This is a genomic window from Pseudomonas sp. TH41 (assembly GCF_016650695.1).
In the GTDB taxonomy this organism is placed as follows: Bacteria; Pseudomonadota; Gammaproteobacteria; order Pseudomonadales; family Pseudomonadaceae; genus Aquipseudomonas.
Genome location: NZ_JAEKFH010000006.1, coordinates 632537 through 655206, shown reverse-complemented (window position 1 = coordinate 655206; position 22670 = coordinate 632537). Strand labels below are relative to the sequence as shown.

At 57.2% G+C, this 22670-nt stretch carries 11 protein-coding genes and 4 pseudogenes; 6 read left to right on the top strand and 9 right to left on the bottom strand.

Annotated features, from left to right (window positions below; genetic code table 11):
- Nucleotides 1-414: 414 nt before the first annotated feature.
- Nucleotides 415-1272, bottom strand: a complete 858-nt coding sequence (locus JFU37_RS26875) for a DNA-binding protein (RefSeq protein WP_201120044.1) — start codon at nucleotides 1270-1272, stop codon at nucleotides 415-417.
- Between the two features lie 78 nt (nucleotides 1273-1350).
- Between JFU37_RS26875 and JFU37_RS26870 the strand changes: the two are divergent.
- Nucleotides 1351-2497: pseudogene (locus tag JFU37_RS26870) on the top strand (tyrosine-type recombinase/integrase).
- A 52-nt stretch (nucleotides 2498-2549) separates the two neighbouring features.
- Here JFU37_RS26870 and JFU37_RS26865 read toward each other — a convergent pair.
- From JFU37_RS26865 to JFU37_RS26850, 4 genes are read right to left on the bottom strand one after another with little or no spacing between them, the layout of a single operon-like run.
- Complete coding sequence (locus tag JFU37_RS26865) at nucleotides 2550-3893, bottom strand: hypothetical protein (protein WP_201120043.1); 1344 nt, start codon at nucleotides 3891-3893, stop codon at nucleotides 2550-2552.
- Complete coding sequence (locus JFU37_RS26860; RefSeq protein WP_201120042.1) at nucleotides 3890-4846, bottom strand: ATP-binding protein; 957 nt, start codon at nucleotides 4844-4846, stop codon at nucleotides 3890-3892. Before JFU37_RS26860 ends, JFU37_RS26865 begins: the two co-directional genes overlap by 4 nt.
- Nucleotides 4847-6778 carry a hypothetical protein gene (locus tag JFU37_RS26855; protein WP_201120041.1) on the bottom strand — a complete coding sequence of 644 codons (1932 nt, stop codon included), beginning with the start codon at nucleotides 6776-6778 and terminating at the stop codon, nucleotides 4847-4849.
- Complete coding sequence (locus tag JFU37_RS26850) at nucleotides 6771-7430, bottom strand: hypothetical protein (RefSeq protein WP_201120040.1); 660 nt, start codon at nucleotides 7428-7430, stop codon at nucleotides 6771-6773. Before JFU37_RS26850 ends, JFU37_RS26855 begins: the two co-directional genes overlap by 8 nt.
- 771 nt (nucleotides 7431-8201) lie before the next feature.
- Here JFU37_RS26850 and JFU37_RS26845 point away from each other — a divergent pair.
- From JFU37_RS26845 to JFU37_RS31390, 5 genes and pseudogenes are all read left to right on the top strand, one after another.
- The gene (locus JFU37_RS26845) at nucleotides 8202-9140 is read left to right on the top strand and encodes a response regulator (protein ID WP_342214992.1); all 939 of its coding nucleotides are present in this window, start codon (nucleotides 8202-8204) and stop codon (nucleotides 9138-9140) included.
- Between the two features lie 70 nt (nucleotides 9141-9210).
- Nucleotides 9211-9540 (top strand): annotated as a pseudogene (locus JFU37_RS26840) (IS66 family transposase); the annotation flags it as partial.
- 146 nt (nucleotides 9541-9686) lie between these two features.
- Nucleotides 9687-10301: a LysE family translocator gene (locus JFU37_RS26835; protein WP_201120039.1), complete on the top strand. Its 615-nt coding sequence runs from the start codon at nucleotides 9687-9689 to the stop codon at nucleotides 10299-10301.
- A gap of 77 nt (nucleotides 10302-10378) precedes the next feature.
- A pseudogene (locus JFU37_RS26830) lies at nucleotides 10379-10537 on the top strand (IS5/IS1182 family transposase); the annotation flags it as partial.
- Between the two features lie 99 nt (nucleotides 10538-10636).
- Nucleotides 10637-10905: pseudogene (locus tag JFU37_RS31390) on the top strand (transketolase-like TK C-terminal-containing protein).
- An 8-nt stretch (nucleotides 10906-10913) separates the two neighbouring features.
- Here the strand turns inward: JFU37_RS31390 and JFU37_RS26820 are convergent.
- The 4 genes from JFU37_RS26820 to JFU37_RS26805 are packed head-to-tail and all read right to left on the bottom strand — an operon-like array spanning nucleotide 10914 to nucleotide 22520.
- A complete protein-coding gene (locus tag JFU37_RS26820) occupies nucleotides 10914-12437 on the bottom strand; it encodes a mercuric reductase (protein WP_201120037.1) in 1524 nt (507 codons plus the stop codon).
- Nucleotides 12437-13768: a glucoamylase family protein gene (locus JFU37_RS26815; RefSeq protein WP_201120036.1), complete on the bottom strand. Its 1332-nt coding sequence runs from the start codon at nucleotides 13766-13768 to the stop codon at nucleotides 12437-12439. The genes JFU37_RS26820 and JFU37_RS26815 overlap by 1 nt, the downstream gene beginning before the upstream one ends.
- A gap of 35 nt (nucleotides 13769-13803) precedes the next feature.
- Nucleotides 13804-22374, bottom strand: coding sequence for a GH36-type glycosyl hydrolase domain-containing protein (locus JFU37_RS26810; RefSeq protein ID WP_242485836.1), 8571 nt, complete (start codon nucleotides 22372-22374; stop codon nucleotides 13804-13806).
- On the bottom strand, nucleotides 22371-22520 hold the full coding sequence (locus tag JFU37_RS26805; RefSeq protein ID WP_201120035.1) for a DUF3309 domain-containing protein: 150 nt from the start codon (nucleotides 22518-22520) through the stop codon (nucleotides 22371-22373). Before JFU37_RS26805 ends, JFU37_RS26810 begins: the two co-directional genes overlap by 4 nt.
- Between the last annotated feature and the right edge of the window lie 150 nt (nucleotides 22521-22670).

Here is a 22670-nt window from a genome sequence, read left to right as displayed (position 1 = left end):
GTTGCGAGGGGGAAATTGATAAATTCTTAAATAATCAGGTGTATATCGATGGGGTGCGAGTAAAGGTTACTCGCTACCAAATCTGACGTAAAATATTTGTGCAAATAGAGCAATCCATTTCCAGGATTGCTTTACTTTTAGCTTTCGACGTAAACATTGTAAGTTTAGGCGTAAAGCAAAACGACTGGCTAAGTGGCGACAATGGTTTTCCCTGCGTTCCCATACGGATAAAGCTCTTGGTGTCGATTAGAGCCCTTCGCGACCGGCAGCAATCGAAAGCTACCCCTTGACCGGATGCTATTGGCGAACCTGTGTCGGTGAACACCCTGTAGACCTAACCGGGGAAAAACACTTGCCGGCTATGCCCTTGGTAGCGTGGTGCCCTTCCCGCGACATTCACTTCGGATACCGACATCATCCTGAGGGTTCGCTTTTCGACGCCGTGGGTTTTCGACTCCGCGGCTTACGCTTGGCGGCGGGAACCTGACGCACCTGCGTCAATTGCTGCTCCAGCGTTTCAGCGCGGGCGTGCTGTGCCGCGGCACGTTGCTGGGTTTGACTCAGCTCGGTCTGGATCGACTCCAGCCGCCGTTGTAACTGCTCCACGTGTCGCCCGACCTCCTTGAGCTGAGTCACCGAAGCCTTGCCCTCCTCCCGGGCGCGGTCTACCTCGCGGTGCGCGCGATCCTCAACTCCACGCACGTAGCTCTCCTGCGCTACGCGCTCCTGCTCGGCCTTGAGCCGCAGCGCCTGCAGCTCCTGCTGTAATGTCTGGTTGTGCTGCTGAGCTTCACGGCGCTCGCGCAACAAGCTCTCGCGCTGCTGTCGCAGATCCTCGATCTGCAACTGGCGTTGGGACAGCAGCAGTTCCAAATCTGCCAGGCGCGACTCGGCTGACTGGCGCCCAGCCAAGGCCTCCGCCGCATCCTGACGCGCCAGGTCCTCGACCGCCGCCACCCGTTCGCGCTCGGCATCCAGCACTTCACGCTGCGCAATTAGAGCCATTTCGACCACGCCTTGAGCCAGGTGGATCGCCTGCTGCCACACCGCGACAAAAGCCTGCGATACCTCAGCGGGCAGGGCCGGCAGGCGCGTCTCGCCATTCAGGCGTTCGGCTAGGCGCGCCCACCATTGGTCCAGCAGGCCGCCAACCCGCGCCGGGCTACCGCGACCCAATTCCAGGCGCACGCGCTCCACTGTTGGCCGTTCGCCACGCGCCAATACCGCGTCCACGGCGGCAAATACGTCGTTTTCCGGCACCCCTACCGCCATGACCCACCTCTAGCTATATTAGGTCTGATAATAGAATGTTATCCGACTCTATTATTTTTTAATTGGAATTAAAAAACGTTGAACGTAATAGAATTTACGAATGAGCACATCTTGGTTGACGAAACCCCGCTGGACTCGCATTTCCTCGCGCTCAAGGCCCAGAAGGCCGCGGCGGCGTTCATCGCTGTGGGAACGTCTGCCAATACGGTACGCCGTTACCGCAGCGCCCTAACCTACTGGTCAGCCTGGCTGCAACTGCGTCATGACCATGTGCTGAAGGATGCCCCGCTGCCGCCGGCGGTCGCGATTCGGTTTGTCCTCGATCACCTGTCGCAGCCGCAAGAGCAAGTTGGGTGTGCCACCTGTTACCGCCCGGCATAGACGTCGCCTTGGTGGCGGAGCGAATCAAAGCCAAGCCTGGAGCACTGGCCTTCTATACCGTCAGTCACCGCCTGGCCGTTGCTGGGGAAATTGCACCGGATCAATAAGTGGGATAGCCCGATCGAGGCGTCGGCGCTGAAAACTCTACTGCGCGAAGCGCGCAAAGCGCAGTCACTTTAGGGAGTGACGGTGCGCAAAAGAAGCGCGATTATGCTCGAACCGTTGCAGGAGCTGCTCGCCACCTCGGACGACGCGTGCGCGGCGTGCGCGGCGTGCGTGACCGCGCGCTGCTCCTGCTGGCCTAGAGTGGCGGCGGTCGCTACCGTTCGGAAGTGGTGGGTTTGCAGGTCGGGCGGTGTGCGTCAACTCGATGCCGACACCTGGCTGTACGCCCTCTACGTAACCAAGCCTGACACCGGCGGTGTGCGGCGTGAGACGCCGCTGCGTGGACCTGCAGCACAAGCGCTTTTCGCCTGGCTGGCCGACTCTCCCGCCGACAGTGGCCCGCTGTTCGCCAAATGTATAAAGGCAACAAAGTTGGAAGCACGCCCTATCGGCAGATAAAGTAGCGCGCATCGCGCAAGCGTCGGCCGAAGCTGGCAGGCTTGGAGGGAGATTGGGCTGCGCACAATTTAAGGTCGGGATTTGTCACCGAGGCTGGACGCCAAGGAGCGCCGCTAGGTGAAATCATGACTATGACCGAACACCGCAGTGTTAGTAGCTAATGGGTTACTTCCAGACCGGAAATCTATTGAATAGCCGTGCAACTGAATTGTTATCCAATTCTGGGCCGCGTGTTAGGCTTGGATCAATCAAAGCGGCGGATATAATAAAAGCCTGCTAAGGCAGGAACACCGCCCTGTACTCCGACGAGAACCATACAGCCTTACGACCTCCTAGAAAGTTAAAACATTATGAACGGAAACTTCATTGTCATCGTAGATTATGCATAGTCCGCTCGTCTTGGAGCTCCGAGTCACTTTAAATAACTGCTGATAATCCAAATCCTGGGTACAAGAGTTGCGAAAGCGATAGCTACTTCGCCTTATAAAAAAACTCTGATGCTTTCCCGCTCTATACCAAGGAAACTCTGCATTCAACACTATAGTGAAGCTAATACCCTTTTCAATCCAATATTGAATCTCTCCTAGAAAGCTTAAATAGCACGCGGTAATAATTTTAGATATAGCTGCACTGCTATAGGGGCATGGCGCCCGCTGGATAAAGCAGTCGAATCCAGACTTTTTACCTGAAACACTGGTGATTGTAGGCCACCTGATGCAAGCCAACCTCAACCGCATTAGGACGTACGCCAAAGCACATGAGCAAAAGCCACAGACAACTCCAGTCGTTGCACCATACTCCGTCAACGAGTTGATACGTGCCAAACAATCCTGATGACCACGAAGATATTTGTCCTCTAGCGCCTCGCAGCAAGTATAAAGCGTTTCCCGGATCGGTTGATAATCATCAAGCTCAAGATAGTCATATTGCTCATTATTCGGGGAGTCAGGAGTTACCCAATGCACTGGTTGATGACTAAATATCTGACCGACCAATCGGTCCGGACTTGAAATACCCAATAGCCGCTCGATAGGCACCACCAAAGCCTCTCTAGCCATATCATTACTATAGTAATCTGCACAATGATACGAGCCACTGAAAACACCCCGCATTAACGCTCGAAACCATTTTGCTTCGAGGTTGCCAATTTCCAGCGTTCTAGCCATAAATGCGCTATCCACATTGAAATTAGAGCGATGGCCTAAATCAGGCCAGCTAAGGTTGCAAACACTACAAATTTTTTGTGTTGCACCACGTATTTTCCGTTCGTAAAAATAGGAATCAATGGGAGTATTACCGTTGAAACGATCCAAGCATTCAGGGCACATTTCGACAAGTTCAACGTCATGGATCGAACAATAACGATAAAATTTAATACACGAAAATACCGAGTGAAACCCTACTTCCATACATAGTGGACAAAATCGTATGCTCGCTTTTGGATTTAAAATTTGCTGAGATGGAGCAAACTGAGTAGGGATGTGTGAGTCGCTCTCCTCTGATGCTGACGAAACCAACCAGTTCGGAACTACGAATGGCATTCGATGCTGACTATACGTGGTTCCACTATCTTTGAGGAGATCCTCGCCCCTTAAGTAGCTGTATCTCATGACTTTGTAAAAAATAGAAATGTAGGATTCGTAGGGGTATATCTTTTTTGGAATATATATATTCATCGCTTAACACCCATCGAAGCAGTTCGACAAAAAGTCTCTAACCCGCTAACATTTACAGCCTCCCGAATATCATCATTTGTTATCGGAAGACTAGCGTCGTCACGCCCATCAACCATACTTCTCATTAAAAAAAAATATTGTACGACTCTAGTCACATGTTCCATTGGTAGGTTGCCAACGTAACGGCCTGACGCTTTGTTATTCATTTCCGCCCAAAATTGAGGAGCAATCGAACTGATTCTCCAGCCGCGCGCGAAAGCCTCTGGAAAAAAGCTTTGAGTGTACGTAATTCCGCTGCCCAACGGATAAACCATATCATTGTCGTAGAGCTTCAGAATTTGAAATAGATTTTTTTCGCTGCTCACCCCAGACATATCTCGCACATCACTCATGAATCGCGCGATGATTTGTAACTGTTCGACATTTTTAAGATCATTTACCAGATCAACGATCTCCGGCATGGCAAAGGATATCACGGTCATTTTTATTTCTATGCTATCGAGAACGTTCATCAAATCAGCCAGCTGATAGAAATCTGCGCTTGCAAAACGTTGCAACTCATCGATAATTAGTAAAAAATGAGTCTTACCACTCTCTTCCATCTTGTTTTTTATACGATCAACCAATAAGTTAAACCTCACAATACTACTGTCTCGCGACTTGATTGGTATCCTTTCCTGCTCAATCAATTGATGTATTATGGTAGACCTATGCTTCGCGTTTTCGCGAGCAACAGCGATGAGCCTAATTACCAACACATCCTTGAATTTGGCTCCCACCTCTTCACTAAGCGCCTTCGAACACCGTGTTTTACCAATGCGTGCAGGCCCCTGATAGATTACCCCCGTTTTTTGCATCGCAATTTCAAAAAAAACTTGCTTTATGACCTCCTTCAATACAGGTGTATTCAGCCGAAAATAGGTTTTTAATGCGGGATGACTGAGATTAGGCATTTATTCGTCCTCAAAATTGAAGATAGGAAGAGAGCGCCATTTCGGAGTTTCAATAATATCCTCGTTCTGATTACTGCATTCAGCATTACGAGCAATGCTCTGTTCCACGTGACCAGCAGTCCCACTGAGCTCCGGGCATTCAGCTAACAATCTTTGCAACTCTAAATTTTTCCGTGCAGTTGACGATTTCAATAAATGGTTTTGATATACAACAACAGGGCGCTGACCGCGACAAATCTCGAATACTTTTTTACTCACTGCTCTATTAATAAGCTTTCTTGTTTGAACGCTATGTTTATATTCTCGCCAAGCGAGCTCTACAGTTAACACATCGAGAGGTAGACCGCTGAGCAAGTACGCAGTGACGGTTCTATAATCATCCGGATCGATTCTAACAATTATTTCCTGCCCTATTAAGCTCGGCATTTCCGCCAAAATTGGGCTGGTATATAACGCTTTATCCAGCTTGATGCGTGGACGTATACCGTTTTTAATGCTGCCCCTGACAAATACCTTGCGACACAAAGAATTGACGTCCTTTGAGTTTATTAGGACTGCATTTACAATGGGTTTAAATAAATTCTCGCAATCCTTGTAGGCTTTTATTGCCTCAAGAGGACTATTTCCTTTGTTGGCGCCACCGCAAGGAGTGGCATTATAATTAGCAATATAAACATCTAATACTTCCAACGCTTCATCCACATTAATATCATAATAAATCGCCGCCTTCTCGGGCACGTCTGATCGCCCATCGTGAGGGTGTCGGCCTGTTGTTGAAGAAAGCGGGTGAAGCACATGACTGGCCAGGGTATTAAACAATCCCTCGATGTTTGTTCTACGCCCGGGATTACCTAGCGGCCCGTAGTCAATTGCAATGCCCAATTTATCTAAGCACAGGCTTTGAACATCCTTGGCAAAGTGCTGCATCGCGTTATCGAAATATATTGCCGCAATGCTGTGATATCTAAGTTCGGGGAAAACATAGTATGGCATGCCCGCACCTTCAACGTACGTCAGATCAGCGATGCTAAATTTTACTCTTGGCTTCCAGTTTCCAAGATATGCATCACAAATCACTTGGAATATATCCAGCGCGCTGACTTGACTTGAAAAAACATACCGGGCGGCGCAAATCGCTTTACTTCTCCTGCATCGTGCGCATATCAACCAGAATCTGTCGACAATATCATCTGTTGTAAGCCGACGATCCCCTTTAATATTAAGCACAAATTTTCCATCCAGAAAATGGGAGTCAATTTCTAATACATCCAAAACATCACATTGACCAAACAATGACTCAATCCCATTGCAAACAGCAGTATGAATGAGACTCAAGCGACCTCCAACCGCTAGCGCCCCAGCTTGGAAGTTTTGCTCCAGTACTTTATCTATCAGACCTGATATAGTTTTATTTGCGCCTCTGAGCTGGCAAAAAGGCCAGTCATTTTCTCCTACGCCTTCATGCCTGCATATTTCATAAAAATTTTGGAATAGAAGTGTCTTTTGATATTTCATTCCCTTCCCAACAGGTGCATCCTGCCGAAGTACTTTTTTGACAAAACGAGGCAGAATATTTGGAAAATTTTTTAATAGATTAGACATTGCTCCTGCCATCCCGCCTTTCTGCTCAGTTTTTTTTGGCTGGATTGGTTTTTTTCGATCATATTGTTTTACTCTAAAGCCAGGGATGCACGCCGCATCCCCAAAACAAACACCATTTTCGTCCTTTGCTTTGAATCGCTTGATTAAGCGACTCACCTCAGATGCAATGATCTCTGTCTGCACAAAAATTTCGCTCAATGACTCCCCATCTAAGCGCATTCTCACTGCTAAGCGACGGCGCAGAAACACTGCCCTTTTATCTTCAGGCACCTGCGCAGCATCGACTGACGCATAGATAGGATTAATTGGCTCCCTCCCTCTTTCATTCATTATTAAGGCTCCATTCTGAGTCTAATAAAAATGGGGTTTCCTCGAAAGCTATCAAAATCTTGCCAGAATTGTACAAGCGATATATTTGTAACATCACAGTGGTTTTGCTGTATTCATTTAAAGCAGCGAGACAATGCAATAACGTCCCCTTTCTGAACCTCGAAAAATACAAATTCGCAGAATCTATTAGATTTGATGGAATGTATTGTCCTCGACTGGCAGTCAAAAAAGCTGAAAGTTTCAGCAACGGAAATATCTTTTGCCTTTGGCAATTAAGATCCTCATCCGTAATATGTCTAAATCTAATATGCTTCTCGCGCCATAAGAAATTATCCAGAAAGCCTGCATCCCGTTTGCTTTGCTCGCCCTTACTTACCGAGATTTTGTGATACTCTACACCTTTATTAGACTCTACTCGCAGGCGATATTTCGCGAATATTTTTTCGCCATTTATCTCTATTTCTACCTCATAATCACCGAATTCAAATGACTTTATATTTGAGCAGAACTCTAAGTTCAACACCCAATGTGCGACCTCTCGGTCACTGAGCAACGAAAGTACGCACTGTGCTTTATTGCTGAATATGAGCCAGTGATTGCCAAAGGCTCTTTTTCTGGATGTGAAGTTATAAGTTACACTTTTCGCGGACATAACTATCCCCATGATAAGCATGAGGATATGCCGACCTTTGATTCAATTCCTTTTGTCAGGGGCATTCCGGTTAGATTCTTTCATAACCTTAGCAGAGCGGAGCCACCTTGCAAGTTTTAGGTTCATTCCCCATTTCGAATAATTACTTCTACTCCGAAACGGGGACTAAAATCTGTTTAAGGTTAAGCGGTAGTAATTCTGCACTAGAAATTCGAGCAGGAGCTTTACAAAGTGCACTAAGCCGTTATTCTGTATCAGATTTTCAATTTTTCATGAAATTGTAAGTTTTACTTCGGGGTGCTGCACCGAACTAAATCTCAGAATTCGGAGCATGTAAAACTCCAAACTGGTGTCGACGTTACCGCTTCTGAATTTCAGTTCCCACGTTTCACCGTGCATTTGTTCCACGTTTCGGAAATTTACTTCCGCAGCTCCCTGGGCCCGTGGCTGCGTTAGAAACGGCGAAGAGTTTGCCGTCATAGAATTTAGTTCTTGGGCGTCCGGCGACTGGGTACTGCGGGACTTCGTGACTTCCTATGGCGAGGCCCTCGCGGACCTAGCCATGCATGACACCGCTAGCTTCTTCGTGTGCAGCTGAAACCACGCGGCTTGGCTCGGTGGAAAGGAGGTCCTGTGGGCGCTTGCCTCCAAGCCATCCGTTGGGAGAGATAAACCAGAATGAAACTCCCCAACCATCTTTCATGGGACAGAGAACAGATAATACATCTCTAAGGCCGGGAATCTGCGCTCGAAAGCGTCACACATGGCGGCGTGCAACCCGATCTGATACTGGCAGATTTCAATCTGCCTGGATCGATCAATGGCTTACAAATGATCACTCAGTTACGCAAAACACTGCATCGCAGCATTCCCGCCATCATTCTGACGGGTGATATTTCACGCCAAACCTCCCGTGACGTAGCGTTTGAGCACTGTCCTCAGCTCAACAAACCCGCGAAGCTCAAAGAGGTCATTTTCGTTGTTACTTCCCTGCTTGCACAGCAACGTCTGGCGATTGCCGACAATGAGCAATTCCAGAAAACTGAGTCCTGCGATATAAGGACATCGATCATATTCGTAGTGGATCGCGACGATGTTTTTCGCGATACGATCCGAGGCATACTTGAATCCAGTGACTATCTAGTCCAGGACTATGCCTCCTGCGAGGCGTTTCTGGAGGACTACTCTCCCGGTTTACGTGCATGTTTGCTGGTTGATGCTCATCCGCCAGGAATGGAAGGCCTTGAACTCCTGCATCGATTAAGACGCAACGGCGACGACCTGCCAGCCGTAATGATCAGCGGTAGCAGCGAAATCTCAATCGCCGTGGATGCCATGAAGGCCGGCGCGTCGGATTTTATTGAAAAGCCATTTGGTCGTAGTGAGGTACTTCAAAGTGTTGCGCGAGCCTTGGAGCACTCACTTGACGCGAGTAAAAAACTGGCCTGGACTCAGGAAGCCACTCAATGCATTAACAACCTGACTCATCGTCAGCGCGAGATCATGGACATGGTGCTGGCGGGTCACCCCAGCAAGAACATCGCTGTCGAACTCGGGATCAGCCAGCGAACAGTGGAAAATCACCGAGCTTCGATTATGACTCGCACTCATTCTAAATCCATTCCCGCACTGGCTCGTATTGCACTGGCAGCCAACTCTCGGACTTCTGCGCAGTCGGTCTCCGGCGTGTGCACGCCACGTAAAAACTAAGTCGCCCTTGAATCAATCCCCAACAAACTGGTTGCTGGAAAACCCCAGGTATTCCCCCGCGGGTGCCCCCTATTTCGACTTGCAAGCGACTAACAAGAGCCAGATCGCCGAAAAAGCGCTGCACTTCATCGCTGCCTTGTACGAAGTTGAACGAGAGGCACGCGAGCTGGAACCGGGTATCCGGCAGCGAATACGGCAGGACAAAGTAGCGCCGTTCATCGACGCACTTCATACCTGGATGATCGCCCAGAGGCAGCTTGTGCCTGAGGGATCGACCATCGCCAAGGCGTTGGATTACAGCCTAAAACGCTGGATAGCGCTGACGCGCTATCTTGATGACGGTGCTGTGCCCATCGATAACAACTGGTGTGAGACTCGGCCGGTCGCAACAGGCAGAAGTCGGCCCAGAGTGTGTAAAAAGCCCCTAATCTCCAGAGCGCTGTGTAAAACTCTTATCTCGATGGACGTTGAGGTCACAAGCGACCTTGCTCTTAGAACATATCATTTCCGTGACGATCACCGTCCACAGGACTCGCGAGGAAGCACATGATCGATGGTTCCGCCGTTTTGACAGTTTTTTTGGTTTACCTCGCCGGTGTCGTTATCCCTGGGCCAAATTTTGTCGCAGTGGTCCATAAAGCGGTGGCTGCTACACGGTCAGAAGCTCTGGCCTTGGTAGCGGGTATCGTACTGGTCAACTTGTTCTGGTCCACCTGTGCAATTGCAGGTCTCGGGATTGTATTTGCTGCGCTCCCTTGGGCTGCGCTTGTAGTAAAGGTTCTGGGGGCTGCCTACCTGATGTGGTTCGGATTCCGACTGCTGATCAACGCGGGGAAGAATGCGCTTGGCCCGCTAAATGATGCCGTCGCCGGTAGTTGCAGGCAGTCTTTTATTCAGGGGGTGATTACCAACATTGGCAACCCCAAGTCCATGGCCTTCTATGCCGCTGTCTTTTCAGCCGCAGCCCCCGTCCATGTTTCGCCAGGCACGTTTTTGTCGATGCTGGCAGTCGTAGTGGTGGTTTCAATGACCTGGTATGGAATGGTCGCAATCGCTCTTTCGCAACCTAAGATTGCTGCCGGGTATCAAGGGAGGAAAAAAGCAATTGATCGACTGTGCGGTGGTTTGATTTTGTCTCTGGGGATCCGCCAGCTGGTTTAGCAATCCTACGACAGAGTATCTATCGAGATCGAAAGTCCTTGCTATGATCCTTGAGGATTTCATCGCAAGGATCGCCTATGAAGCGCTTTATCCAAGGTGAACATCGAGGCCAAGGCACCTTACTTCCCGAGAGCCTCGACGATTACGTCACGCATACCAATCCGGTGTGCGTAGTCGACGTCTTTGTCGACGAACTCGACCTGGTCAATCTGGGTTTTGAGGGTGCCATTCCAGCCGCGGCGAACAACAAGCCCGAGCTGAACCTGCTCGCCAGCGGCTAGGAAGTCGCCTTGATCCTGGCGGCGGGTGAACGCCTGAAGGGCGAAGGCATCGCCGTGCGCTGTGTCTCGATGCCGAGTTGGGAGTTGTTCGAGGCCCTGCCGCAGGCCGAGCGCGACGCCGTGCTGCCGCCTTCGGTCGGCGCGCGACTGGCGGTCGAGTTGGAGTGCGGCAAGGCTGGGAGCGCTACATTGGCGTCAGTGGCGACATGCTTGGGGTGGAACGATTCGGCGCCTCGGCACCGGCCGACGTCTTGCTGCGCGAATACGGCTTCACCATCGACAATGTCTGCGTGCGCGCCAAGGCGCTGCTGGCACGGTCGTAGGGTGTTTCTCAGCGCTCCATCCAACGCGCCAGCCGTAGCCTGACCCGCGACGGCAGGCGCGTACGATTGTAGGCGTCGGCGGCCTTGCGAATCGCCTCCGCCTGCGTGGGGTAAGCGTGGATCACCAGGGCCAATGTACGCAGGCCAACCCCCGCGACCATGGCCAGGGTGATTTCGTTGATCATGTCGCCAGCATGGCGGGCGACGATGGTGGCGCCGAGAATCCGATCCGTACGCTCCCGGACGTGAATTTTCACGAAACCATCCTCCTCGCTGTCAGTCACCGCACGATCGACCTGATGCATGGGAATGGTGAAAGTCTTCACCGGAATATCCTGAAGATTGGCCTCGCGCACGTACAAACCGACGTGTGCGATTTCCGGATCGGTGTAGGTACACCAGGGAATGACCAGCCCGCTCATTCGCTCGTGACCGCGCAGCAGTGCGTTCTGCACGACGATGCGCGCCGAGGCCAAGGCCGTATGGGTGTATTGGTGTTTGAGGCAGACATCCCCGGCAGCGTAGATCAGCGGATTGCTGGTGCACAGAAAGTCATCGACATGGATTCCCACCTCGGCGTCGTAGTCGACACCCGCGGCTTCCAGGCCCAGGCCCTGGACATTCGGCGAGTGACCAATGCCGGTGAGGATCGCATCGACGGCGATCGTATTGCGGTAATCGTCGCTGATCAGGTCAACCAACTTCTGCCCGCCTTCTACGCGCACGGCAACCACGTTCGTGTTCAAGCGCACCTCGATGCCGTCGCGGGCAAACGCATCCGAAAGCAGTTGCGCGGCGTCCCGTTCCTCGTTGCCGAGGAACAGCGGCAGGTCCTGCACGATGGTGGTTTTCGCCCCCAGCCGGCAGAACGCCTGAGCCAATTCACAGCCAAGAGGACCACCCCCGATCACCAACACGCGGCGCGGCAACTCGGTGAGATCGAAGACGTTTTCATTGGTCAGGTAACCTGCCTGCGCGAGCCCGGGGATCAGCGGGATGGTCGGGGCCGCACCCGTCGCGATCAGGGCCTTGCGAAAGCGCAGGGTCTGCCCATCGACCGTCAGCGAATCGGCTCCGGTGAAGCGCACTTCGCCAAAGAATACATCCACACCGATCGCTCTCAGCCGCGCGGCAGAATCGCCGCCACTGAGGTGACTGCGGATACGCCGCACGCGCGCCATCGCGGCAGCGAAGTCGACCTGAATATCGCCTGGAACTTGCGCGCCGTAGCGCTGGGCATCGCGCATTTCGGCATATAACTGCGCCGTCCTGATGATCGCCTTCGACGGCACGCAACCATAGTTCAGACAATCGCCGCCCATCAGCCTGCGTTCGATCAGCGCCACCCTGGCACCGAGGGCGACGGCGGTTTTCGCGGCGCCCAGGCCCGCCGGGCCAGCACCGACTACCACCAAGTGGTAGCGTTCGGCGGCCTGCGGATTGACCCACTGCGGCGGATGCACATTGGCCAGGCGCTGGCGCTCATAGGCATCCTGGGGGGTGGGGATCGACCCATCGTAGTGTTGCGACATCAGCGTGCTCCTGGGCGTGGCGGCTGCTGCAACCAACCGCCGTGGAATCCGGCGCGCAGCAAACCGTCGCGGATGTAAGGGCAGGCGCGCATCAGCTCCCAAATCCGTTGACTACGATGGTTCTCAATCATCATCAGTACGATGCCCTGATCAAGCCCGTAATGCCCTGCGGACACCCAAGCGCGTCCGTTGGCATCGCAGAGGCTGGGATTGAAACTGCTGGAAAAGCGCCCTTCGACGCACATTTCCGGGTAGCTCGCCATCATATGTCTCACCGTGTCGAGGACGATCTGCGGTGCAAACGGTAGCGACGCCATCACCGATGGTGCGCACAGGGTGCCGTCGTCCGGCCCGTACGGCACGCCACGGGCGGCATAACCGAACAGCCTTCGTCGCTCATTGGACAGCTCCGCCTGCTCGTCGCTCGGCCCATCACAAGCGGACAGGCCCCAGCAGTTTTCAGCGTAGCCCGCGAATTCACGGGGGTTGCGTCGTGCGTACTCGCGCTGGATGTAAGCGGCGCGCCGACTGTTCTGGAAATAGTCCGAGCGTTTTTTGTACATGAAACCATCGCGGATACCGCGAAAGTCTATCCAAGCATGGGAGAAATGGTGGACGAACAGTGGCCCGGCATAGAGATAGTCGTGATCGTAAAGGTTTTCCCACTGGTAGGTGGCGGTCCATGCCTGATAGCAGTCGCCGACGATCGGGTTGCTTGGCGAACCAAGCGCGAGCACATACAGCAAGATGGCCTCGCTGTACCCCTCCCAACCGTAATGCAGAAACCCGCATTCGGGTTTCCAGCCCTGCCTGATCGTCTCGCCGCTGTCCTGCGCCCATCGCCAGTCGATGCGCCGATAGAGAAAATCCGCCAGTTCACGCAGTTCGTTCTCGTCGGCGGTGTCCGCGTCAAAGTACAGGCTTGCCGCCAACACGCCAGCGATCAGCAGCGCGGTGTCGATCATCGACAGTTCCGAGCGCCAGACGCGCACGCCCGTATGGAAGTCGAGGAAGTGATAGTAAAACCCCTTGTAACCGGTCGCCGAGGGGCTAGTGCTTTGATCGCTGGCCTGGAAAAAACGCAGCGCGGTGAGGCTGCGCCGTAGCGCATCGGCCCGGGTCAGCCAGCCCCGATCCACGGCCAGCGGATACGCTGACAGCGCGAACCCGACCACCGCGATGCTGACCGGCGAACCGGGGCGCGAGGTGTCGGCCACCAGCCCGTTGAGCGGGTTCAGGGTCTGCAGGAAATAGCCGAAGGCGGCACACTGCAGGCGATCCAGAAGCACGTCATCGGCAAGCGTGAACAGGGGGGGCTTGGTTGGCGACATATTGATTCTCCAGTAGCGCGCGTGTACCCGGGGACCTAAAGATCAAGCTCCAGGCGATGCGCACATCCATCCAGCGGCACTCGAACGGATCCTTCCTCGCAGCGCTGCGGTACACCATCAAGCAGCGCCTGCACGAGGCCCCGGCAACGGACTCCGGCTGACTTCACGCTGACCTTGTAGTCGCTGCCGTCCAGCCTCAGGCTGGCATCGAACCCCGGCCAATGACGCGGGATGCAGGGGTTGACGACGAGGAACGCACCCTCGCGGCGCAACCCCAGGATGCCCTCTACGCCCGCGCGATACATCCAGCCGGCCGAGCCGGTGTACCAAGTCCAGCCGCCCCGGCCGATATGCGGCGCGACGGAATAGACATCCGCGGCGATCACATAAGGTTCGACCTTGTAGCGCTCGACCTGCTCTGGGGTACGCGCATGGTTGATCGGGTTGAGCAGCGCAAAAAGCTCGGCAGCCTTGTCACCCTCCCCAAGTCGGGTCAGCGCCAGGATCGTCCACATCGCCGCATGGGTGTACTGCCCGCCATTCTCGCGCAGGCCTGGCGGGTAGCCTTTGATATAGCCGGGGTCAAGCGGCGTGTGCGAGAACGGCGGCGTGAACAGTAGCGCCACGCCGTCCCTGCGACGAATCAGCAGACGCTCCAGCGAGGCCATGGCCAGCCTCGCGCGGGCAGGCTCGGCGCCGCCGGAGAGTACCGCCCAGGACTGTGCGATGGAGTCGATCCGACATTCATCGCACTCCGCCGAGCCGAGCCAGGTGCCATCGTCGTAGGTCGCACGGCGATACCATTCGCCATCCCAGGCCTCACGCTCCAGCGCCTCGCGCAGTAGTGCCGCATGAGCCCGCCACAGCCCGGCACGCTGATCATCGCGGCCGTCGGCGAAAGGCGCAAAGTATTCAAGGGTGCACAACAGCAACCAGCCGAGCCAGACGCTCTCGCCCTGCCCGCCCGCGCCGACTCGGTTCATACCGTCGTTCCAGTCACCGCTGCCGATCAGCGGCAGGCCTTGGGCACCGGTCAATTCCAGGCACTGATCGAGGCCGCGAGCACAGTGTTCGAACAGCGAAGCCGATGTGTCCGCAGGCATCGGCTGGAAAAATGCGTCGCTTTCGTCGGCGTGCAACTTCGGCCCCTGGATGAATGGCACGCTCTCGTCCAGTACCTTGCAATCCCCCGAGGAAGTGACATAGGTGGCGCAGACAAAGGCAAGCCAGACACGATCATCGGAAATCCGCGTGCGCACCCCCTGCCCCGTCTGCGGCAACCACCAGTGCTGTACATCACCCTCGACGAACTGTCGGGCGGCAGCGCGCAACAGATGACTTCGAGTTTGCGCCGGGCACGCAAAAGCCAGTGCCATGCAGTCCTGTAACTGGTCGCGAAAGCCATAAGCGCCACTGGCCTGGTAGAACGCCGAGCGAGCCCAGATGCGACAGGCCAGGGTCTGGTAGAGCAGCCAGCCGTTGAGCAGGATGTCCAGCGTGCGATCGGGCGTGCGCACCTGTACCGCGCCGAGCACCTCGTCCCAGTGCCGCTTGACCGCTGCGAGCACCTCGTCCAGATCACGCTCGCGGTAACGCAGCACGATCTCCCTTGCAGCGTCAGTCGAGCCGGCCTGACCGAGCAACGCTAGCACCTCGACAGACTCACCTGGGCGTAGCTCGACAAAGCACTGCAACGCTGCGCAAGGGTCCAAGCCGGCACCGCAGGCCCCGGACAACGGCGTTCTGCCGAGCAGCGCCTGGGGCGCCGCAGGCCCGCAATGGCGACCGAGAAACTCGCAACGGTCGGCGGTCCAGGCGCTTTGCCGGCCGCCGAGGTCAGCAAATGCCACGCGCCCCGGGAAGGCAACGCTCCACGGATTGTGCGCCAGCAGCGCACCACTGCCCGCGTCGATTTCTGTCTGGATAAAGGGTCCGCTGGCGCCCCGCGAGGTGCCAAGCACCCACTCCACATAGGCTGTGACTGACAGCCGGCGAGGTCGCCCCGAGAGGTTGCGCAGGGTCAGCCGGGAAATCTTCACGGGGTCGTCCAGCGGCACGTACTGCAACAATTGTGCCTGGATACCGTGTGCCGTGTGGCTGAAGCGGCTGTAACCAAAGCCGTGCGCAGCGCGGTAGACACCGCCGTCGCGGATCGGTTGCGCGGTGGCGCTCCACAGCTGGTAGCTCTCCTCATCACGAATGTACAACGCCTCGCCCGCCGGATCGACGGTGGGGTCATTCGACCAAGGGGTGAGCTGGTTGTCCCGGCTGTTCTCGGCCCAGACATAGCCACTGCCTTCAACCGAAACCTGGAAGCCAAACGCCGGGTTGGCGATCACGTTAATCCACGGTGCCGGCGTCGTCTGGTCACGGTCGAGGACAGTCAGGTATTCCCGCCCGTCGCAGTCGAAGCCTCCCAAGCCATTGAAAAACTCCAGGTCGCTACCCTCGGCCGTCGACACTGACGATGGCCACGCCGGCATTGAGGGCGACTGACGGACGCTGATCCCGTTGCGCGATGGCGGCTGTGGCAGACGTGCGAGCTGGGCGGCAATAGAGCCACGATGGGCGACCAGTTCAACACGCGCCACGGCTTGCAACAGCGCCCGCGCTTCAACGCTCATCAGGTCGGCTCGCAAGGTGAAGACCGCACCGCGCCGGTGATCCTCGCCAAAACGCACGCGCGACTGGCTGCTGCGCACTGCAGTTTCTATTGCCACCTGCAACTCCTGCACATAGGACGACGCCCGTTCGTTGACGATGACCAGGTCGATATCCAGGCCCTTCATCCGCCAATACTCGCGTGCGCGCAACAACTGCCGGACCTGGGCGATGTCCTCGACTTCGTCGATGCGCAGCAGGACGATTGGCAAGTCGCCGGAAATGGCCAGCGGCCACAACCCCGATTGGCACCCCGCGCCACGTTTGAGGGCGTCCGCCGATGCGCGAAAACGTGGGTCGGCATAGAGGATCGGCGTGGCCAGGCGCTGGAAGTCCGCCGCCTCTTCGGTGTCGATGCCCAGGTCGCGCAACTGCACCTGGGCCTGGGTCCAGGCCAAGGTCTTGGCGCGCGCGAAGGCATTGCGCTCATGGTGTTTGTCGATCAGGTCCAGTAGAGCCTCCCGCGAGCTTGCGACCACGGTCCAGAAAGCCACCCGTGCGACCTTGCCGGGCGCAACTCGCAGGGTCTGGCGCAAGGAGAAGATCGGGTCCAGGACCGTCCCCTGGCTGTTCGACAGCGCCCGGTGCCCGGTGATCGCCAGCGCCTCGCGTACGCTACGGTTTCTGCCCAGAAAGCGCGCGCGGTCGGACTCGAACTGCGGATCGGCGATCAGCTCGCCTTCCATCACCGCGAAATGCGCCGCCCACACCGGCGTGTCCTGCGGCGCACGCGGGCGTCGGGTGGCGACCAGTGCAGTGAATTCAGCCAGGTATTCGGTCTGCACAAACATTCGCGAAAAAACCGGATGCGCGCTGTCAGCGGCCTGTGTCGCCAGGACCACCTCGGCATAGGACGTCAGCTCGATGTCCCGTGGCCGCCGTCCGTTGTTGATCAGCGAAACCCGCCGCACTTCACCGTCGTCCTCCCCTGATACCAGCACTTCCAGACGGGTCACCAGCGAACCTTCGCGATGGCTGAACTCGGCATGATCCTCGTCGAACAGGACCTCGCCGTTTTCCACCTCGCGGCTGCTGGGCTGCAGTGTCGCTGACCAGACGGCCCCGCTCTGTGTGTCACGCAGGAAAATAAAGCTGCCCCAGTCATCGCGGGTGGCGTCCTCACGCCAGCGTGTCACGTCAATATCCCCCCAGCGGCTGTAACCCGCGCCCGCCGCGGTCAGCATCAACGCATAGCGGCCGTTGGACAGTAGCTGCGTGAACGGCGCGCCGCCGGCCACCGCTCTGATGCGCCGCAAGGTGGATGTCTCGCTGCGGTTCTCGGCCGCGGAAACCGTCACCTCTTCAGCCCTTGGATGTGCCAGTGCAACGTCCCGTGGCACGCGCTCCTGCAGCAGCAGCTCGCAGGCCTGGATCATCGGCTCGCGGTGAAAGCGGCAGCGCATCCTTCCATCGTGCAAGGTATTGGCGATGGCGACGATGGTCATGCCCTGGTGGTGGGCCATGAAGCAGCGCACGATCACCACGTTCTCGTCGTCCGGCAGCCGCGAGCGGGTGAAATCCAGCGCTTCATAGAAACCATAGCGGCCTTGCGCGCCCATCCCGGCCAGCCGATCGTAGTTACGTCGTGCCGCCTGCGGGTCGATCATCGCCGCCAGGCCGGTCGCATAAGGCGCGACCACCACGTTCTCGGAAAGCCCGCGTTTGAGGCCAAGCCCGGGCACGCCGAAGTTGGAGTACTGATAGGTAAACTCCACGTCGCGGGCATTGTAGGCTGACTCCGAAATCCCCCAGGGGATGCCCAGCAAGCGACCATAGGATTGCTGCAGCGCCACCACCAGGCGAGTGCTCTGCTCCAACAGACTGCCGGCCGGCGCGCGCATCACCAGCGACGGCATCAGGTATTCGAACATCGAGCCGGACCAGGAGATCAGTGCCGAGCCACCGGGGACCGGTGTTGCGGTACGCCCAAGACGGAACCAGTGACGACTCGAGACATCACCCTTGGCAATGGCGAACAGGCTTGCCAGCCGTGCTTCTGAGGCAAGCAGGTCGTAGCAGCTGGGGTCGAGACGATTGTCGATCTGGGAGTAGCCGATTGATAGCAGCTTGCGTTCCGGGTCAAGCAGAAAGCCGAAGTCCATCGCCCCGGCCATCGCCCGCGCCGTATTGGCAAGGGTCTGCAAACGCTCTGCCAGCGTCGGCTGCGCCTCGTCCGGCACCTTACGGTCACGCAGGTGTTCGGCCACTGCCTTGCGCAACGCTTCGATCCAGAACAGCAAGTTGCCGCCCTCGCCGCTCTCGCCCGCTGGGACGACGCTGCCGGCTACTTTGGCGGCCTTCTCAGTCAACCGTTTCAGACTCGGCAGCAGCGCGTCGAACGCTTGCAGTCCCTCCAAATGGACGTGAATTTCCTCCAGGTCGTCGTGCAGTTGCCGCAGTGACTCCCCGGCTGCGACCGGTAGCACGGCGATTGCCTCCCGCACTAGCCACAGGTCATCCATCAGACCGCTGCAGGCCTCTTCTGCCAACGGGCTGGTCTGCCATTCCTCGCAGGCGTTGGCAAGCACGATCAGGTGCCCGGCAAAGTTACCGCTATCGACCGAAGACACATAGGCCGGATTCAGGGCACGCAGGTCGCGGGTCGCATACCAGTTGAAGAAGTGCCCGCGGTAGCGCGGCAGCTTCTCCAGGGTGGCCAGGGTCGCCTCCAGGCGTTCGACCGTCTCGATGCTGCCGGCCCAGCCAAAGTCGCGGGCAGCGACTGCAGAAAGCAGGTAGAGCCCGATATTAGTCGGCGAGGTGCGGTGTGCCACCGCCGGCTTTGGCTGCTCCTGGAAATTGTCCGGCGGCAGCAGATTGTCCTCGGGTGTGACGAAGGTTTCGAAGAAGCGCCAGGTGCGCCGCGCGGTCAGGCGTAGGGCATGGGCGTCCAACGGTGAAACCGTGCGCAGGCGGGCCACCTGCGATGGCCGACTGCTGAACAAAGCCAGGGCCGGCGCCGCCAGCCAGAGCAGTGCCAATGGCCCGATCAGCGGCCACGAGGCTGGCACCAACGCCAGTCCGGCTGCGCTCATCAGCAGCGCCAGCGCAGTGCCACCGGCCATTTGCCGGTAGCTGCCGTGCAGGTCGGGCAGCGGGCAACCGGAGGACTGCGCCGCTGTGGTCCATTCGAGCAGGTGATTGTGGCTCAAGAACAGCCGTACCAGCGTACGCCCGATAGCGTCGCCCATGCGCCACGCCTGGTCTGCCAAAAAGGCCAACGACAGCAGACTCTGCAGGGCTGCGCGGCGCAGATCGGCGCCGAGTATCGCGAAGTGATTGCGTAAGCGGATACCGCGCCGCCGCGGTATCAGGGAGCAGGCGATCGGCAGCAGGGCCGGGACCGCCAGGGTCACCAGCACGAAGAGTGTGGCGAGCAGCGCCACGGGTAACGGCAGCCACCAGCAAAGCACGAGACTGGCCAGGGTGAAAGGCGCCAACAGCGAGCGGCGCAAGTTATCAAGCATCTTGCAACGGCCGATCGGCGGCACCGCCTGGGGCCCCTTCCAGTGTCCGAGCACCCAAGGCAGTAATTGCCAATCACCGCGCGTCCAGCGGTGCAGGCGCTTGGCGGTGACATCGAAGCGCGCCGGAGGCTCCTCGACCACCTCCACATCCGAGGCCAGACCGGCACGGGCAAAGATGCCCTCGAACAGGTCATGACTGAGCAGCCGGTTGTCGCCGACCCGGCCACCGAGCGCGGCTTCGAAGGCATCCACATCGTAGATGCCCTTACCGGTATAGGAACCTTCGCCGAAGAGGTCCTGGTAGACATCCGAAACCGCCGCGGCATAGGGGTCTATGCCACCGGGACCAGAGAACACCCGACGATAGAAGGAGCCCTCGCCGCCCATCGGCAGAGAGGGCGTTACCCGTGGCTGCAGAATCGCGTAGCCGCTGACGATGCGCTTCAGCACGGCGTCGAAACATGGGTGGTTCAATGGATGAGCCATCTTGCCAATCAGCCGAAGCGCCGTATCCCGTGGCAGGCGGGTATCGGCGTCAAGGGTGATCACGTAGTGCACCCCGGACGGCACATGCGGTTCCTCGCCAGCGATGGGCATGAAGCTCGTGTCGCTACTTCCTCGCAACAAGCGGTTTAGCTCGTGCAGTTTGCCGCGCTTGCGCTCCCAGCCCATCCAGCACTGCTCGCTGGCATTGAACAGCCGCCGCCGACAGAGCAGGAAAAAGCGCTGGCCGCCAGGGCCGGGGCCATAGCGACGGTTCAGCCGCTCGATTGCCTCGGCTGCCACGCCAAGCAGGTGCATATCGCTGTCGAGTTCCTCTTGCGGCGCATCGACGCCATCGGCCAGCAGGACGAAAGCCAGATCACCGCCAATTCCCGCCAGATGATGGACCTCCAGCCGCTCTATCTGCTCCAGCAGGTCTGCCTCGCTGGTCAGCAGGGTCGGCATCGCGACCAGCGTACGTAACGCCTGCGGCACACCGGCAGACAGCTCCAGCCCCGGCAGGGTAACGGCGCCGAAGCTCCAGGTGATTGCACGATTGACCAGCGCCGTGGCCACCTCGCTGACCGGCACGAACATCCACAGCACGAATAACACGATCCAGCCCACCATCACGGACGGAACCGCCAGCGCCCAGGCCATAAGCGCCAGCAGCAGTGCGCTCAACACAAAAATGCCGCCGACATAGCCGCCGATGCCCAGGCGAATATTGAAGCGGCTGATGCGCAGGCGTACCGGCGGGTGAAATCCGATGGCCCGCTCCAGCGCCGGGCGGCCCTCGGCGATCAGGTGGTAGCCAGGATCGTTCGCACGCTCATCATCCCCCTGCTCGCCCGGCCCGGCGCTTTCGGCTTGGCGGGCGGCCTTTAGTGCCCGGTCGGCGACCTGCAGTTCCGAGAGTGCGCAACCGCGCGCCAGTTGTTCGATGGCACTGCGGTACAAGTTGCGCGTAGGGAAGTCCATGGCGGCGAACGCACTGCCCGCACGCAAGTGCACGTCGACCAGGCTGACGCTTTCGAACAGATTGGCCCAGTCGATATCGGAGATCAGCCGCATGCTGGTGATAATGTTGCGTACCGTGACATTCGAGGCGCCTTGGCGTTGCTGGGCATGCTGCACAACGTCCTCGACGCTAACGCCCTGTTCTTGCAGGCGTTCGTCCAGCCAGCCCAGTGCCGGGGTCGTGCGCGGGTCCTGGTCGCGCAGGCGCTTGGCGAGCTGGGCGGCGAACATCTCGGACAACCGCCCGGACGGGCGTGCGGCGATATCCGTCACCAGCGCCGAGCGGGCGCAGCCGGGCGCGAGCAACCGATCGGCCAGCCCATCGGCGTCGGCGCGGGCCACGCGACCGTCGTCGATCTGCTCGGTGAGACGGCGCAAGTTCTCGATCAGGACGATACGCAGTGTGATCGCCACCGCCCACAGCTCGCCGATGGTCAGCGGCTGAACGCGCTGGTAGGCGACGATGAAGCGCCGCAACATGTCGAGATCGAGATGACTGTCGGTATGAGCGACGAAGGCCCAAGCCAGGCCAAAGACCCGCGGGTAGCCGGCGAACGGCCCCTCGGCCAGTTTCGGCAACTGGCGGTAATAACCGGGGGGCAGGTCATCGCGGATCTCTCGGATCTGCTCCTCGACAATATGATAGTTGTCCAGCAGCCATTCAGCGGCGGGCACAACACTATGGCCGCTCTCAAGCTCCGCAGCGCTCGCCCGGTAGGCGGCGAGCAGCATCGCGGCATTGTCGTCAAGGCGCACATGCAAGGAAAGTACGGCGGGTGGACTGGGCGCTATCTGCTGGGCGACGGCTAGGCTGGCGGCATGTTGCTCAAGCCGCTCAATACCGAAAAGCGTTTCCCGTACTGGCGCGTGATCACTCCATGGTGGTGATTCAGAGCGCCGCCCAAAAGCCCGGCGCAGCATCGAACGCATCGATACCGCTGCGCTGTTCAACCCAGCCAGGTCCCTGTCAGTCAAAGTCGCCCCATCAAGAGCTGCTCGACCAGAACAATATCCAAGCCACTGGTTGGTGCATCTCCCCAATTCCTGCTGTGCGGCCAACTCGGTAAAGCGCCGATCAGTAGCAGAATGCGGATGGTTATCACGATTGTGCCCACGCTCATGACTATCTCCTTGGATGCATGAAAAGGCGCGCTTGCTGGCTGTCACTCAGAGAGCATCCGACCAACCGACTGACACCAGATTGCGCACCTTCATGGGGATGAGTCTGTACGCTGCCGCACACAAGCCTTAAGGGACGGCGATACCTCGCC

Coding starts and splice junctions, on each gene's coding strand:
- JFU37_RS26875 (WP_201120044.1), bottom strand. CDS start 1,272: ATGGCGGTAGGGGTGCCGGAAAACGACGTATTTGCCGCCGTGGACGCG.
- JFU37_RS26820 (WP_201120037.1), bottom strand. CDS start 12,437: ATGTCGCAACACTACGATGGGTCGATCCCCACCCCCCAGGATGCCTAT.
- JFU37_RS26865 (WP_201120043.1), bottom strand. CDS start 3,893: ATGAATATATATATTCCAAAAAAGATATACCCCTACGAATCCTACATT.
- JFU37_RS26855 (WP_201120041.1), bottom strand. CDS start 6,778: ATGAATGAAAGAGGGAGGGAGCCAATTAATCCTATCTATGCGTCAGTC.
- JFU37_RS26805 (WP_201120035.1), bottom strand. CDS start 22,520: ATGAGCGTGGGCACAATCGTGATAACCATCCGCATTCTGCTACTGATC.
- JFU37_RS26850 (WP_201120040.1), bottom strand. CDS start 7,430: ATGTCCGCGAAAAGTGTAACTTATAACTTCACATCCAGAAAAAGAGCC.
- JFU37_RS26815 (WP_201120036.1), bottom strand. CDS start 13,768: ATGTCGCCAACCAAGCCCCCCCTGTTCACGCTTGCCGATGACGTGCTT.
- JFU37_RS26835 (WP_201120039.1), top strand. CDS start 9,687: ATGATCGATGGTTCCGCCGTTTTGACAGTTTTTTTGGTTTACCTCGCC.
- JFU37_RS26860 (WP_201120042.1), bottom strand. CDS start 4,846: ATGCCTAATCTCAGTCATCCCGCATTAAAAACCTATTTTCGGCTGAAT.